General features: G+C 57.2%; 12 protein-coding genes. 3 read left to right on the top strand and 9 right to left on the bottom strand.

Going from position 1 to position 15,174, the window contains the following annotated elements; translation table 11 throughout:
• The first annotated feature begins 132 nt into the window (after positions 1-132).
• Together C1J03_RS06320 and C1J03_RS06315 are read left to right on the top strand one after the other, a co-directional pair.
• Entirely contained in the window at positions 133-714 is a 582-nt protein-coding gene (locus C1J03_RS06320; protein ID WP_114884773.1) for a cytochrome P460 family protein, read from the top strand.
• Positions 715-804: 90 nt separating this feature from the next.
• Positions 805-1,506 carry a CDP-alcohol phosphatidyltransferase family protein gene (locus C1J03_RS06315; protein WP_114888877.1) on the top strand — a complete coding sequence of 234 codons (702 nt, stop codon included), beginning with the start codon at positions 805-807 and terminating at the stop codon, positions 1,504-1,506.
• Between the two features lie 4 nt (positions 1,507-1,510).
• Here the strand turns inward: C1J03_RS06315 and C1J03_RS06310 are convergent, their stop codons facing one another.
• From C1J03_RS06310 to C1J03_RS06285, 6 genes are all read right to left on the bottom strand, one after another.
• Positions 1,511-1,966, bottom strand: coding sequence for a methylated-DNA--[protein]-cysteine S-methyltransferase (locus tag C1J03_RS06310; RefSeq protein ID WP_114888876.1), 456 nt, complete (start codon positions 1,964-1,966; stop codon positions 1,511-1,513).
• Between the two features lie 52 nt (positions 1,967-2,018).
• Entirely contained in the window at positions 2,019-4,937 is a 2,919-nt protein-coding gene (gene ileS / locus C1J03_RS06305) for an isoleucine--tRNA ligase (protein WP_114884771.1), read from the bottom strand.
• Positions 4,938-5,131: 194 nt separating this feature from the next.
• Positions 5,132-7,936 (bottom strand): DUF2339 domain-containing protein, encoded by a 2,805-nt coding sequence (locus C1J03_RS06300; protein ID WP_254694198.1) that lies wholly within the window; start codon positions 7,934-7,936, stop codon positions 5,132-5,134.
• 230 nt (positions 7,937-8,166) lie between these two features.
• The gene (locus tag C1J03_RS06295) at positions 8,167-9,174 is read right to left on the bottom strand and encodes a YcjF family protein (RefSeq protein ID WP_114884769.1); all 1,008 of its coding nucleotides are present in this window, start codon (positions 9,172-9,174) and stop codon (positions 8,167-8,169) included.
• Positions 9,174-9,623: a GNAT family N-acetyltransferase gene (locus tag C1J03_RS06290; protein WP_254694197.1), complete on the bottom strand. Its 450-nt coding sequence runs from the start codon at positions 9,621-9,623 to the stop codon at positions 9,174-9,176. The genes C1J03_RS06295 and C1J03_RS06290 overlap by 1 nt, the downstream gene beginning before the upstream one ends.
• Positions 9,620-11,035, bottom strand: a complete 1,416-nt coding sequence (locus tag C1J03_RS06285) for a YcjX family protein (RefSeq protein ID WP_114884767.1) — start codon at positions 11,033-11,035, stop codon at positions 9,620-9,622. The genes C1J03_RS06290 and C1J03_RS06285 overlap by 4 nt, the downstream gene beginning before the upstream one ends.
• A gap of 90 nt (positions 11,036-11,125) precedes the next feature.
• On the opposite strand from C1J03_RS06285, the gene truA reads away from it, so the two are divergent.
• Positions 11,126-11,893: a tRNA pseudouridine(38-40) synthase TruA gene (truA, locus tag C1J03_RS06280; RefSeq protein WP_114884765.1), complete on the top strand. Its 768-nt coding sequence runs from the start codon at positions 11,126-11,128 to the stop codon at positions 11,891-11,893.
• Here truA and C1J03_RS06275 read toward each other — a convergent pair.
• The 3 genes from C1J03_RS06275 to C1J03_RS06265 are packed head-to-tail and all read right to left on the bottom strand — an operon-like array spanning position 11,890 to position 14,995.
• A complete protein-coding gene (locus C1J03_RS06275; RefSeq protein WP_114884763.1) occupies positions 11,890-12,372 on the bottom strand; it encodes a hypothetical protein in 483 nt (160 codons plus the stop codon). The two genes, truA and C1J03_RS06275, sit on opposite strands and share 4 nt — an antisense overlap.
• Positions 12,369-14,015, bottom strand: a complete 1,647-nt coding sequence (locus C1J03_RS06270; RefSeq protein ID WP_114884761.1) for a hypothetical protein — start codon at positions 14,013-14,015, stop codon at positions 12,369-12,371. The genes C1J03_RS06275 and C1J03_RS06270 overlap by 4 nt, the downstream gene beginning before the upstream one ends.
• The gene (locus C1J03_RS06265; protein WP_114884759.1) at positions 14,012-14,995 is read right to left on the bottom strand and encodes a membrane dipeptidase; all 984 of its coding nucleotides are present in this window, start codon (positions 14,993-14,995) and stop codon (positions 14,012-14,014) included. Before C1J03_RS06265 ends, C1J03_RS06270 begins: the two co-directional genes overlap by 4 nt.
• Positions 14,996-15,174 lie beyond the last annotated feature (179 nt).

Raw genomic sequence — 15,174 nt, 5'->3', positions numbered from 1 at the left:
GAGACCCTTTCAAAACAGCGCTTCGTCACGGCAACGTGACTAAAGTTTATCCGGCTTACTGACCCGCCCGTGCGAGGGTGATGTGTGGCAGGTTGTCGCACCATCAATTGAAAAGCTGAAAGGCCGCATTTCATGTCACTTCGCACCGCCACCGCTGCATTCGCGTTCGTATTCACATCTTCGTCCGCGTGGGCAGAGGATTGCCCCGTCGACGTCACAAGCATTGGGGATTTGGAAAACCCGGCAATTGCAGCACTTTATGACTGCATCAAGGATAAGATGGCGGCGGGCTATGCGAAGGCAGGCGACGAAATCGGCACCGACTATCGAAGCTGGACGGTCACCTCGACGCAGCCCGCAGTCGCCGGTCCGCATGGCACACGCGCGCTACAAACTTTCGCCAATGATATTGCAGCGCCCCAATACCTGAAATTCGCCGAAGAAGGCGTGGTTATGCCAGTCGGATCGATCCTCGCTAAGGAAAGCTTCAGCGTACACAAAAAGAAAAAGATCGGCCGCGTCGGTCCACTTTTTATCATGACCAAAGTCGAAGCTGGCAGTGTGCCTGATACCGATGATTGGGTTTATGCCGGCCTTCAGCCCAACGGCAAACCAATGAAGTTCAAACAAGCCTTCTGTCACGATTGCCACGTCAGTTGGGAAGATCAGGACAATCTGGCGTATCCGCTGGAAGAGGTCCGCTTAGGCAACTAAGCACCACATTGCACTAAAACGGTAAGGCTTGACCCATTGGTTGAGCCTTTTCCTTTTGCATCCCACCACCTGATTTGCGACACATCAGATATGACTGCAGCGTATAAAGCCCTTTCTGTTCATTTATTGACCGCCACAGGAGCCGTCTTTGCCATGTTGGCGATGCTGGAAGCCGTGGATGAACACTATGATCTGATGTTCCTATGGCTGGTGGTTGCATTCTTTGTGGACGGCATCGATGGCCCCCTTGCCCGCAAATACAATGTTAAAACCAACGCACCTGAATTCGACGGCGTGCTGCTGGATCTAATCATCGACTACCTCACCTATGTGTTTATTCCGGCATTTGCCCTCTTCAAATCCGGCCTGATGGATGGTTGGAGTGGATGGGTCATGATCATCGTGATCACCTTTACTAGCGCTTTGTACTTCGCTGATAATAGGATGAAAACAAAAGACAATTCCTTTTCAGGCTTTCCCGGATGCTGGAACATGGTCGTGCTGGTGCTTTTCGCGATTGAACCGCCGTATTGGGTCAGCCTAATTCTTGTGACCTTCCTTGCGATCGCCATGTTTGTGCCGCTGAAATTCGTACACCCAGTGCGCACCGAAAGGTGGCGCAATGTGACTTTGCCCGTGGCTTTGGCGTGGACGTTCTTTGCAGGGTGGGCTGCGTGGGTCGATTTCGAACTGCCGAGCTTGGGGCATGCAGGGTTGGTCTCCACGTCAATTTATCTGCTTTTTGCTGGGATCGTGCAGCAGTATCGCTATCAGCGCGGCGAAAAACTCTAGGCGATCAAATCAACAGACTTGCGGCCCCTTCGTGGCGCAGCAAAGCGACCTTTGTCTCAATTCCCCCAGCTCCAGAAAACCCTGTCAGTCCTTTGGCCCCCATCACGCGGTGGCATGGAATGATCACGGGAATTGGGTTCGCGCCGCACGCTTGACCTATTGCTTGTGCAGGAACGCCAAGAGCCTTGGCGATATCTCCGTAGGTCACCGTATCGCCAAAGGGGATTGCAAACATCGCGTCGCAGACATCGCGCTGAAAGGCCGAACCTTGGAGGTGAAGCGGAATATCAAAGATTTGCCGTGTCCCTGCGGCATAGGCCGCCAGCTGTGCGGCCGCCTCATCCAAAAGCGCACTGCGATGCTGTTGCGGTACCCGCACCCAGCCTAGGGCTGTGATTGCGCCATCGACCTCGGTCAGAGTGAGATCGCCGAATTGGGTGGTGACTGTTTGTTGTTTCATGCCCCCATAGTGAAGCGGGGGCATGAGATGCTCAATCCGAAAGCTGCGGAAATTACCCGAGAACTTCGGTTACGGCTTTGTCACAGCGACCGCAGACACCAGAATGGGAATGGGTGCCAACATCCGGCAGTACCTTCCAGCAGCGCTCGCATTTCTCGCCCTCAGCCTTGGCAAAGACGACTGCAATGCCATCAGTCTCAGGCATACGGAATGCTTCTGGCGCGGCCGCTTCACCTGTCACCGTGATTGAAGAAGTGATTGTAACATCTTCAAACGAAACACTTTCCAGTGCTGCGCGTTGATCGCCATCTGTCACGAACACAGTCGGCGCGGCCTCAAGCGAGGACCCAATGACCTTCTCTGTCCGCTGCACTTCGAGCGCGGCTGTCACGACGCGCCGCGCGGCACGCACCTGCGCCCATTTCGCCGCCAATTCAGGATCAAGCCAATCCTGCGGTGTCTCAGGAATGTCGATCAGATGCACTGAACTCTCATCGCCTGGGAACCGCTCAAGCCAGACTTCTTCCATGGTGAAAACCAACACCGGGGCCAGCCACGTCGTTATGCGGTGGAACAAGATATCAAGCACCGTGCGCGCAGCCCGACGGCGCAGCGTATCGCCGTCACAATAAAGCGCATCTTTACGGATATCGAAGTAGAACGCGCTCAGATCGACAGTGGCAAAAGTGAACACCGCCTGAAACACGCCTTGGAAATCGAACCGCGCATAGCCTTCGCGCACAGTCTTATCCAACTCAGCTACACGGTGCAGCACCCAGCGCTCCAGCTCAGGCATGTCCGCTGGATCAACCCGGTCGGCTTCCGAGAATTCGCTCAGCGCACCCAGCATATAGCGCATCGTGTTGCGCAAGCGGCGGTAGCTATCGGCCACCCCTTTCAGGATCTCCGGCCCAATGCGTTGATCTGCAGTGTAATCTGCCTGCGCCACCCAAAGCCGCAGAATATCTGCGCCGTATTGCTTGATGATCTCTTCGGGCACGATGGTATTGCCGACGGATTTGGACATCTTCATGCCCTTTTGATCCAGCGTAAACCCATGCGTCACAACGTTGCGGTAGGGCGCGCGGCCATAGGTGCCACAGCTTTGCAAAAGCGACGAATGGAACCAACCGCGGTGCTGATCAGTGCCTTCCATATAGACATCTGCAATACCGTCTTCGGTCCCATCGGCCCTGTCGCGCAAGGTAAACGCATGCGTCGAGCCACTATCAAACCAAACGTCCAGAATGTCTGTGACTTGATCATAAGCATCCGCATCAACGATCCCGCCAAGAAAGCGCTCTTTGGCGCCTTCTTCGTACCATGCGTCCGCACCTTCAACTTCAAACGCTTCGACAATGCGGGCGTTTACCTCAGGGTTGCGCAGCAAGAAATCCGCATCCGTCGGAAGCGTGCCCTTTTTGGTGAAACAGGTCAGCGGGACACCCCACGCGCGCTGACGTGACAGCACCCAGTCGGGCCGCACTTCCATCATCGCATGCAAACGGTTGCGCCCTGATTTTGGGGTCCAATTCACATTGTCGATCTCGGTTAAGGCACGTTCCCGGATGGTCTTGCCATGCATGTCCTGCCCGTCGCCCACAGGCCTGTCGATGGCCGCAAACCACTGTGGCGTATTGCGGTAAATCACCGGAGCCTTAGAGCGCCAAGAATGCGGATAGCTGTGGGTGATCTTGCCACGTGCAAGCAAACCGCCAACCTCAACCAGCTTGTCGATCACGGCGGCATTGGCGTTGCCCTCTTTGCCATTTGGCTTGAGGATCGCCTTACCGCCAAAGAACGGCAGATCATCGCGGTAGCGTCCATCTGGGTTCACATTGTATGTGAGCACCTGCTCCAGCATGCCCAGCTCGCGGTAGAGGTCATATTCCTCCAAGCCATGGCTTGGGGCGCAATGAACAAAGCCCGTACCTTCGGTTGCCGTCACAAAATCAGCGCTACGGAAATCGCGAAGGTCGTCCCATTCGCCATTGCCGCCTTCGGCCTCGGCCAACGGGTGCTGTAGTTTGATCTTGCGCAGGTCGTCGGCCGTCACATCAGAAACACGGCTGTACATGCTTTCATCAAGCCGCGCCGGGCCCAAAACCTCAGCGGCCAGATCATCGGCAATCATGTAGCGCTCGCCGATATTGAGCCAGCATTCTTCAGGCCGCCCGGTGATCTCATAAAGGCCGTAAGAGATACCTTCGCCCCAAACCACAGCCTTGTTGCTGGGCATTGTCCAAGGCGTCGTGGTCCAGATCACCACAAAAGCCCCATCAAGGTTTGCATCATCGGTGCCGACAACTTTGAACTTCACCCAAACGGTAAAGCTGTCCTTGTCGTGGTATTCCACTTCGGCCTCAGCCAGCGCAGTTTGTTCAACCGGCGACCACATCACAGGCTTTGAGCCTTGATAGAGCGTGCCCGTCATCAAGAACTTCATGAACTCTTCCGCGATCACACGCTCGGCGTGGAAATCCATGGTGAGGTACGGATCAGCCCAATTGCCCGTGATGCCCAGCCGCTTGAATTCCTCGCGCTGGATATCAACCCAGCCGCGGGCGAACTCCCGGCACTCGGCGCGGAATTCGTTGATTGGCACGTCGTCTTTGTCGCGGCCCTTTTTGCGGTATTGCTCTTCGATCTTCCACTCGATCGGGAGCCCATGACAATCCCAGCCCGGCACATAGCGCGCGTCAAAGCCCATCATCTGATGGCTGCGCACAATCATGTCCTTGATGGTCTTGTTCAGCGCATGGCCGATGTGCAAATGCCCGTTGGCATAGGGAGGTCCGTCATGCAGCGTAAAGGGCGCGCGTGGCTCTTTCTCGCGCAAGCGGTCATAGATGCCGATCTTTTCCCAGCGTGCCAACCATTCGGGTTCGCGTTTGGGTAATCCTGCCCGCATCGGAAAGCCGGTCTTAGGCAGGTTCAGTGTAGATTTGTAGTCAGGTGTCTCGGCGCACATTTGGAGCGTCCTTCAAAACGGAAATTCAGGGATCAATCGGTCGGTGCGAGGAACTCAAACACCTAAGTCCCGGCGTCTCAGGAAACGAGCGCCGGGGAAATAATTCGTATGAGCATATCTAAGCCAAACATATCGCGCTGCTTATAGGCCGCACCCCGTCAGGGGGCAAGTGCCGGTACCCGCTTCGTTTGGCCTCAATTTTCCGGCGCGGCATCCGGCAGTTCGGGAGGTTGTCCGCCCCTTTCATCCCTACCAGCATTAGGAACGCCATAGCGATCCTGCGCCCAGCGGTTCAGCCATGCCAAAACGGCCAACGACAATCCAAGAACCAGCAGGGAGAACACCCGCGTCAGCCCTTCGAGACCCGAAATATCCACCAAGAACACCTTGGCGACCGCCAGCCCAATCACAATCAGCCCCGCCTTGCGCATCTTGGCCGAACGCCGTGCAAGTGATTGATAGAAGAGCCCTGCGCCAATCAACAGCAAGCCAATGGTGTAGCTGTACAATTCTGGCTCGCCCACACCGTGAGATAGGTTCATAGCCTCGCCACCTTGCCACAGATGGCGCACCACAAGCAGCACCCAAAGGGCAACAAGCGCAGCCGCGACAGCGATCATGCCAAGGCGCATTCGCCGTTCAAGACCCCTCAGCCGCAGTACACCCACACCCAGCAACAATGCCGGCAGCAAATAGGCCGCCGCAAGGGTATTAAACACGGGCAATCCAATCACATTATTGGTCGCGCCATTCGCAATGAGCGGGTTCGCAACAGTCGCGCCCATCCACAGCGATCCGACCCCAATAAGACCAAAGAGGCCCGTAAGCGCCCAACGAAGCTGGCGAAGCCGCCCACCTAAGGGCAATCGCTGCACCTGCGCCAATGCGACGCCCAACCAAATGGTTGCATAAAGGCCCAACGCCCAATGGCTGTCCGTTGTGGTCGCGCCGACCTTTGCATCAATCCCGCGAAAAATAAGCAATGTCGCGAACATCCCGCCCGTCGACCAGGCCGCACTATCAAGAATCACTTGCGCCAAGGGACGTTCGCGTGCGCCCAACAGCCAAAGTGCCGCGATAAAGGCCACGAGCGTACCGCCATAGGCCAGCAACATCTCAGACAACGGACCAAAACGACCCGCATCTATCCCGGGATCAACCGTCAAGCGGTAGCCAAGCGTGACAACCCCCGCCGCGATGAACAAAGCCATCGGCGGCAAGGTCCAACGCCGATCCATCGCAGCAGCAGCCACCACCGTGACCGCCAGTGCTACGGTCAATGCCGCGGCGCTCAACACGATGACAAAGGCGAATGCCATGCAAGATAGTACCGACATCAGCACAAAGCTGGTGCGCAATCGATCCACCCCGTCGCGGCGGGCAAAGCGTTCGGCAAGGACAGCCATGAACGCTGCCAACCCAGCGGCATGCAGCGCCCAAGGATAGGCTCCGATTACCTCGGCTGGTGCCCAGCTTATCTCCACTAACATCGCAATGCCCGGCGCATAGATCGCCGCCGCTGCAGCCCACAGAGTACGCAACTTGCCATCCCTCAAAGACCGCCACGCGGCTGTGGCCGAGATTATCGTGGCCAGCACCACCAGAATGGTCACGGTCTTGGGAAAGGCGGCCTCCGGGTTTTCAGTATAAGCCTGTGCAAAATTATGGTGCAGCCCTAGTCGCAACTCTGGCTGCATCCACACCGCCGCCAAAAAGGCCAGTGCGGGAAATGCTGCCACGTCTTGCAAAGCGCGCGCTTTATGCGACCAAACGATCAACAGCACGGTTAGGCCCGCAAGCCCTGCGATGCTCAGCCATGCCTCACCGGTTCCTTCGCCGAAAAACCCAAGCAGCGAAATGCTACTCGCAGCCACCGAGCCAAATGCCAATAACGTTGGAAATTGCGGCCAGACGGCGGCTTCGTGCTCTGTGCGCAGCTTTGCCAGCAACCCAAGGCTGACCGTCGGCCCGCTATGATCAGGCCAGACGCTGCGGGCCGGCACAACGATCGCAAGCAACGCCAGCACCATGAGATAAACCTGCGCCGCCCACACCTGATAATTGCCCGATGTCGCGGCCAGCCCCCAGCCTGAAAGATAGGCCAACACCATGGTCAACGCCGATACCCACCCCCAACGGCGGATCGTATCAACCCCAAGACCAAGTGCTGCGACGATGACGAAATAGGCGAACAGACCTGTAGCGTCCGAATTGGAACTGCTCAAAACCACGGGCGCGCCAAAGGCCCCGATGACACCGACGGCCGCCAAAAGCGGTCCATAAAGCCAGCCAAGTACCAATGCGATCACGGCCACGATCACCATACCGGCCATCGCGGCGTTGCCATCAATCAGGCCGTACAGCATGCGCGCGGACAAGATAACACCAAAGAGCGTAACGATCCCGGCGCCTGAAAAAACAGACGGCAAGTAGGCGGTGGTGTTTTCTTCTGCATCACCAAACCGGCGGCGGATATATTCCCCAACCCCAATGAGCGCTGCTCCAAAGGCAAGCGCCGCCGCCACACGTGCACGCGGCGGCAAAAGACCGTTTTCCATCCCGTATTGAACCAAAAACACCCCTGCCAGCGCTAACGACAAGGCTGATACCGCGTAAAACCAGTTTTCCTGCAACCAGGGGCCAAACTTGGCCAATGCGTCGCCCACAGGTGATGGACGCTCGGGAGCGGCTGGCTTTGGTGGCTGCGCAGGTGCTGCAGGGCGCGGTGGCAATTTCGGAGGCTTGGGCGCGCGCGAAACCGGGGCCGAAATAGCTGCGGGTTGCGGAGCCGTGTTGGCCAAAGCCCCAGTAGGTGTTTTAGAGGCACCCGGTCCGGATCCCGGCTTCACATTATCCAGAGCGTTCTTAAGCTTTACTAGGTCCCGCTCAGCTTGCGCCAAGCGCGATTTCAATGCCGATTGGCCAATCATCAGGCCGATGACGCAAACGGGAATGGCCAGCACCAAAAGGCCAAGCAACACAAATAACGGCTCCAACATTCATAGCCCCTTTACGCCTCAGCCAAAGCTGCGGGATCGTAACTTCATCAAGACACACAGAGACAAGACGCCCCGACCATTTAACCGCACGGTCCAAATGACTCCGTACTGATAAAATCACATCCGACCGCGGGCATCTATCTTCAAAGGTAAAAACTTGGGGCACGATGTTTCGCCCGGACTGAACCCGCTTGCGTCAAAAGTAGGTCAGCAACGCATTGCTCTATCCTTCAGCCTTCTTTTGTGCTGCCGAACAGCCCACCCAAACTCCGTTTGATGATGCCGCGCACCTTAGGAGGCTTTGCCGAAACAAATGGCAGCGGCCGACAAACTTCGATGGCCGCGACACCAACCCGCGCCGTAAGCGCACCATTCACCAGACCCTCACCAAAACGGCGGCTAAGCTTGCCAAGAAGCGAGCCACCCAAGATCGGCTCCAGCATATCATCGCCTACGGCCACAGCTCCGGTGGCCACAAGATGCGACAACACCGCACGCGTCAGCCGCCAAGAACCGAAAAAGCCGGACCGCCCGCCATAAACCTCGGCAATGCGACGGATCATCCGCAAATTGGATGTTAGGGCAGCGGCGACATCAGCCAGCGCAATTGGCACCAGCGCCGTGACGGTCGCCACCTGCCGTGCTGCGGCCTCGACTTCGCGGCTGGCAGCGACATCCAGCGGTCCCAATAGTTCAGCCTCCGCCAATCCCAGCAGGCCTGCGGCATCCAACTGATCACCGCGCAACTCGGCCAAACGATCGCGGCCCCAGCGGGTATCTTCGCGTCCTTTATAAAGCGCGACCAGGCGATCCGTCACGCCACGCGCAGTTTTCAGATCGTCATTTGCCAGGGCCTGCCCCGCATCATGATGCAGCCCATCAAGCCGCGCCAGACGGCCAAATGCTGCCAGCTCACGCAGCGACATCAACGCCAGTACCAACAAAAATGCACCAATCAGCACGGTCATCGCCCAGCCCAATACCGGGTAGCGCGCGATCAGATCGGTCACGAAACTCCACGCCGTTATCGAGATCAACGCGCCAATCAACGTTGTTAATAATGCCCAAAAAAGCCGTGACAACATTGAGGGTTTTCGCGCCGCAAGACGCGCGGCAATCTGCATCGCTTGCCCTTGCGGAGCTGCAACAACGGCGTCCAGAACGGGCGGTGCTTCAGCGACCGACGGGCGTGGCCCTGCATCTTCGTCTAGATCAAAAAGAACTGGACCCTTGGCCATCAATCAGCCTCCCTTTGCCACTCAAACCGGATATCTGGCAAGCCCACATCATTGGTGGCCCCTGCCGACCGCGAAACTTCGACAAAGCCCGCTTTGCGGTAAAATCGGGATGCACGAGAATTCGCCTCGTAACTCCACAAACCGAGCGTATCACAGGTCCGCTGCGCCTCTGTCATTAGTGCACGCGCGATCCCGCGACCTTGCATTTGCGGCAACAAATAAAGGCCGTGCACCTCTGCGCCACAGCGGGCCAGAAAACCGACCACCGCCCCTTCGACACGCGCCACGCGAACCCACCCTGTATCGATCATATCGCCTGCAAACATGATGTCTTGGGCACCGCTAAAACTACGTGGCAACCACACAAGCCTGTCGTTGGCTTGCCCCATCACTCCACCTACGGCCCCCGCATCAAGGACCCGCGCTTCGCCTAATTCAAACTCGGTCACAATTTATCACCGATCAAGAACTCAACCGCTCGGTCTAGCCTAATATGTGGCGGGCCATCGCCCGGGCGTAGCGTCAGCGGAGCCGGAGCAAACCGCATGATCTGGTAATCACCATCGAGCCAGCGTTCCTGACCTGCCCGCGCAGGGGTCAGCAGATGCGCAGGATCACTTGGCAACTCGCCGGGATAGAACGCAGCTTCTTTGCCCGTTTCCAACAGCGTGCCGCGCACGACGTCCAAATCAGTACCGTCATGGGCCATCGTGGCCTCAGTTGTAGCGCGCAGGGATGCGATGGACATGGCGGCTGTCTCCGCCCCAGCAAACCGCGCACGATCGCGCGCCTCACGGGTCAACGCCTGCATTATGGCGGTCATCTGCGGGTGTTGCGCATGATGTAAATGGTCCGCCTTTGTCGCTGCGAACAGGATTTTCTCGACGCGTTTGCCGCGCAGAATGCTGGTTAAAAAGCCATTACGCCCCGGCCTGAACGCTCCCAAAATCTCTTCCATCGCGGCACGCATGTCTTCAACCGCACGTGGGCCTGCATTGATCGCGCCCAAGGCATCTACCAACACCACTTGCCGGTCGATCCGGGTAAAATGATCGCGAAAGAACGGTTTGACGACTTGCGATTTATACGCCTCAAACCGTCGCGCCATTTCGCGCCGCAATGATCGGCGCGCATCCCCTTCGCCGCCCGGCAAGGGCGCAAAGGTCAGAACCGGACTGCCCGCCAGATCACCGGGCAACAAGAACCGGCCCGGGGTGCAATCGGAATAGCCCGCCAAACGCGCCGTCTGAAGGTAGTCGGCGAACGTGTCGGCAAGCGCCTTGGCGATTGGTTCTTCCAGTTTGGCCTGCGGATCCGTTTGCGCGACCATCGCACGGTAAGCGGCCGCTTCTTCACGGTTTTCAATCCGCTCCAGAACCTGCGACACCCATTCATCATAGCTCAGATCCAAGAGGCCCAGATCCAGCAACCACTCCCCCGGATAGTCGACAATATCCAGATGGATCGTACGCGGCCCCTGAAACCCGGCCAGCAACCCCGACGGGCGCACCCGCAAAGACAAGCGAAGCTCTGAGATCGCCCGCGTGCTGCCCGGCCAATGCGGGGCGCGCGCCGTCAACGCGGCAAGGTGGCTCTCATATTCAAAACGCGGAACCGTGTCATCAGGTTGCGGTTGCAAGAACGCGGCCTCTATCCGGCCCTCGCTCGCGGCAAGCAGCCCTGGCATCCGCCCGCGGTCCAGCAGATTTGCCACCAGCGAGGTGATAAAAACCGTCTTGCCCGATCGCGCAAGCCCCGTCACACCCAAACGGATGACCGGTTCAAAAAACGCTTCTGATACAGTGTCCTGTACCGCTTCGACTTGCCGCCAGATGCCATCGGCGATTTTAGAGATGACCAATGCCTGCCGCGCCCCATTCTATTGCAAAGCCTAATATAGGATGCCCCCCGAGGGATTGCCAGAACCGCAGCGCCGCGCTAGAGGCAGGCCATGCCACGCTTTGCCCTAAAAATCGAATACCACGGCGCGCCTTTTGTCGGTTGGCAACGCCAGATCGACCTTCCGTCCGTTCAGGGCGCAATTGAAGCCGCGTTGGCAAAGCTGGAACCGCGTGTCCACAATATAGCCGCCGCGGGGCGAACGGATGCAGGTGTTCACGCGCTTGCTCAGGTGGCCCATTGCGATATGGAAAACGACTGGACCGCCTTTCGCCTATCTGAGGCGTTAAATTATCATCTAAAACCAACGCCTATTGGCATTGTTGGCTGCGCCGAAGTTGCCCCCGACTGGCACGCAAGATTTTCCGCGCTGGAACGACAGTACCATTTTCGTATCCTAACACGCCGCGCCCCCGCCACACATCAGGCGGGGTTGGTTTGGCAGGTCAAACACCCGCTAGATGTTGCGGCGATGCAGGCCGGCGCTGACCGGCTGGTGGGGCGTCATGACTTCACCACTTTCCGCTCGACCATCTGTCAGGCGAAGAGCCCGGTAAAAACACTGGATCGGTTGAATATTTCAGAAGTTGAAACGGCGCAGGGGACCGAAGTACATTTCGACGTACGTGCGAGGTCTTTCTTGCACAATCAAGTTCGTAGCTTTGTCGGGACGCTTGAGCGGGTCGGCGGAGGATCGCTTTCCCCTGATGGCGTAAGCACAGCACTTGAGGCCAAAGATCGCGCCGCCTGCGGCCCAGTGTGTCCGCCGCACGGGTTGTACCTCGCCGCGGTCAGCTATGAGGCCGATCCCTTCGCCTAATCGTTATCGAGCAGGCCTGCCCCCGCCCCACCAAGCCGAGATGCATCAGTCTCTGGTACCAGCGTTTTTGCTGCAAGGGCTTGCCAGTCGGCGCAAAGGTCTTCCGGCAGATCGCATCGCGCAACAGGGCTGCGCTTTGCTGGCGTGTTCAGATCGATCCAAAGCAGGTTTTTTTCGTTGAGAGTTGCCGCAAAAGGCAAGGCTGCGACGTAGCTGCGCGCAAGCGTATCCCAACCCTTTGTCTCAAATCCACCCTCAACCACCTGCGCCTCAGCTTGCTGCATTAGGGCCAATGGCAGATCAAGAATAGGACCCCCCGGCAAAGCTGCGAGCGCTCGCGTTAATGCCTGTGGATCACGTCCCGCGCATAAATGTTGCACCGCGGCCTGACCAAAACGAGTGGCCTGCGCGGCAGGTGCCCCGGCCCCGCGTGCCGCTTTGCCGGCAAGTGCCGCGACTTCATTCAGGGACCGTATCATTGTGCAAAGACCGGCAGCCACCAATCGTCGACCTCTTGGTCCAGCTCATCCGCAAGTGGTGCTCCTTGGCATAGCGTGATCCGAGTCCAGCGGTCAGACTTCGGATCAAACTTTGACGCACCAAAGAACGACAGCTTGCAGCGCAGCATGTCGATGGGCAGACAAGTGGTAGCAATCAGGTTGTCGCGAATTTCACCGTAAGGGTAGCGTTGCGCAAGCCCTGCCCGTTCAACCGCAAGCGCATGTTCAGGATGGGCAGTCAAAAACGCCGATACGGATGTTTCCGTTTCCGGTAAATCGCTGTGGGCCGCACGAGCACGCCGGGCAATATCAAGCGGACTTTCTTTGTCTGCACCCGGCTCTTCAAACCGTAGACCAAGGCGCGGTTCTTGTTTCGCTTCAGAGACATACCAGAACTGCCCACAGGCATCCGGAGCGTCATAATCATCGGACAGCGCCCAATCAAAATGTGTCTCAAACACCTTGCGCAGCGCTGTTGTGCCAACGATCGGGGGGGCAAAACCGCCAAAGGGATCGGACATACAGTCGGTCAATCCATCAACGATTTCCCCGAAGGGTTCTAGCAGGAGCGACACCATAAGCTCCTGAACATCCTCGGAAAAGTCGAGCATTTTGGTCATCACATGATCCAACGGTCGGTTCTCTTCGAGGTTTTCCAGCAGCACCAATGCGTTTTGCCAATCGGTTCGCAAGCTCTCGATCCGCGCCTGATGGGCCGCGTCAGGCACCTGCCATTGGGCCAAATGACGCGCCGAACGCGCCCCGAGTGCTGCGATCCGTAACGACTGAGCCGTCGTTAACGCCTCGATGGCGCGCACCCGTGCCAGTGCCGTTTCGCGCACGAGCATCCAGTTGTTCAAAAGCACCGGGTGATTGACCAAAAACGGTGCCATCCCCAATCCCGTGGAATTCCCGATCCCAAGGTGGCGCCGTGTTTCGCGATCCAAGGTTGCACCGCCCACATGTTCGACCAGCGCGTGCGTGAAATGTCGGATCAACCAAACTGTCAGCATTTCTGCAGCAAATGGTCCTTCAAAGCCCGGTCGATCCTTGATCAATGCCCGGTCCGCAATGCCAAATTTTCCGTTGCCATAAACCGCAGTTGTCCGCATCAGATAACCCACATCGCGGATCATATCTGGATCAGGTTTACGCCCTGCGAGTAAAGCCGCAACCACATGAGAAAACAGCCGCACTGATTTGTTTGCACGACTTAATATCAGATCTCGCTCGCAAAATCGCCCTGCTTCTTGAAGCGGTGCATTTTCCACGATACGCGCGATGTCTTTTGCATCGGGAATACCGTCAAAAAGAACATACGCGCTGTCCCACGCCGTTGCGATCACCCGGTCCGTGCGTTGATCAGCAGGCAAATCGGTCGAGACAGCGACCAAGGAATAATCATACCCGCCGAGGGTCACGCAAAAGACAGCATGCCCGAACCCGTCCACATCCATTTCCCAAGCGTGGCACCTGACGTGTACTTTTTCTGCTGCCAGTCGCCGCATTAAACTGCGCAGGAACGACAGGCGCGACGGAAACATCGACCCCATCCGGCTTAACCGCATCACCTGTGACGGCGGGCGCAGCGGAACCTGCGGTGGGTTCGTAAAATCCTTCATACCATCGGTCCAAAACTGGCCGCATAGAAGCGGTACCAATTGCCCCCCATAATCCCGTCGATCTCTTGGGATGTCAGCGATGTCGCCTCCAAGCCAGCGCGGATATTGCCAAAATCACGGTTGTCGTTGAACCAAACCGGCATAGGTGGAAAGCCTGCGTTGCTGGCAGATCCTTCACCATAATCAATCACCTTGGACCAGCGGCCCACGCGCATCCATTCGACGATACTGTCGGGCTGGTCCTGACAAAGATCAGTGCCGATACCAAGCGAAGCTGCCCCATAACGTCGCGCGGCCTCTTCAATCATCTGGAAAAAGCTTGATGCGGTGCATAAGCTTCCCTGTGCAAGGTGATGAGGATAAATGGAAAATCCAAACATGCCCCCAGACTCTGTTAGCGGCCTTAGGACCTCATCAGGTTTGTTGCGTAACGCCTCATGCCACCACGCTGGATTTGCGTGGGTGATGGCGATGGGTCGTGTTGAGTGTTCAATTGCATCACGCGTAGAGCGGTCTCCGGAGTGGGACATGTCGACAACCATGCCGACCCGGTTCATCTCGGTCACGACCTGTCGGCCCATGCGGGTCAGTCCGGCGTCGTAATCTTCATAACAGCCCGTCGCGAGCAACGATTGGTTATTATAGGTGAGCTGCATGAACCGTATGCCCAGTTGATGGCAAATCTCAACAAGGCCAATATCGTCTTCGATCGGGCTGGGGTTTTGAAATCCAAAAAAGATCGCCGTGCGCCCTGTTTCTTGAGCGAGGGTCACACAGGCCCCTGAAGTACCTTTGAAAATCAGATCAGGATGCGCTTCAAACCAGCGGTTCCATTGTTCAAGGTTCAGTACCATTTCACGAAAGCTCTCGTGATAGGCGATGGTTACATGCGCAGCGTCCACGCCGCCTGCGCGCATCTGTTCAAAGATGCGGGGCGAAAAGCGGGCGTATTGTAAATTGTCGATCAGCGGTGATTTCATTGGGGTGATGATGACGGCAAGGACGCGCTAGCTCAATCGCGAAAGCGACATTTCGATAATCTACGCGGTGCCTGGCATCACACTTGGGGTATTAACGTTTTATATCAATGAATTAAGCAGTGAAGGAAACCAAAAATGCCGAACCCGCGCCCAAAATTGACAGCAGGCTCGGCACCTAC

Origin of the sequence: Sulfitobacter sp. SK012, from assembly GCF_003352085.1 — a bacterium.
GTDB lineage: Bacteria > Pseudomonadota > Alphaproteobacteria > Rhodobacterales > Rhodobacteraceae > Sulfitobacter.
Note: the sequence above shows the minus strand (reverse complement) of the source record. Positions and strands in the feature narration are given on the sequence as shown.

Coding starts and splice junctions, on each gene's coding strand:
- C1J03_RS06320 (WP_114884773.1), top strand. CDS start 133: ATGTCACTTCGCACCGCCACCGCTGCATTCGCGTTCGTATTCACATCT.
- C1J03_RS06315 (WP_114888877.1), top strand. CDS start 805: ATGACTGCAGCGTATAAAGCCCTTTCTGTTCATTTATTGACCGCCACA.
- C1J03_RS06310 (WP_114888876.1), bottom strand. CDS start 1,966: ATGAAACAACAAACAGTCACCACCCAATTCGGCGATCTCACTCTGACC.
- ileS (WP_114884771.1), bottom strand. CDS start 4,937: ATGTGCGCCGAGACACCTGACTACAAATCTACACTGAACCTGCCTAAG.
- C1J03_RS06300 (WP_254694198.1), bottom strand. CDS start 7,936: ATGTTGGAGCCGTTATTTGTGTTGCTTGGCCTTTTGGTGCTGGCCATT.
- C1J03_RS06295 (WP_114884769.1), bottom strand. CDS start 9,174: ATGGCCAAGGGTCCAGTTCTTTTTGATCTAGACGAAGATGCAGGGCCA.
- truA (WP_114884765.1), top strand. CDS start 11,126: ATGCCACGCTTTGCCCTAAAAATCGAATACCACGGCGCGCCTTTTGTC.
- C1J03_RS06275 (WP_114884763.1), bottom strand. CDS start 12,372: ATGATACGGTCCCTGAATGAAGTCGCGGCACTTGCCGGCAAAGCGGCA.
- C1J03_RS06270 (WP_114884761.1), bottom strand. CDS start 14,015: ATGAAGGATTTTACGAACCCACCGCAGGTTCCGCTGCGCCCGCCGTCA.
- C1J03_RS06265 (WP_114884759.1), bottom strand. CDS start 14,995: ATGAAATCACCGCTGATCGACAATTTACAATACGCCCGCTTTTCGCCC.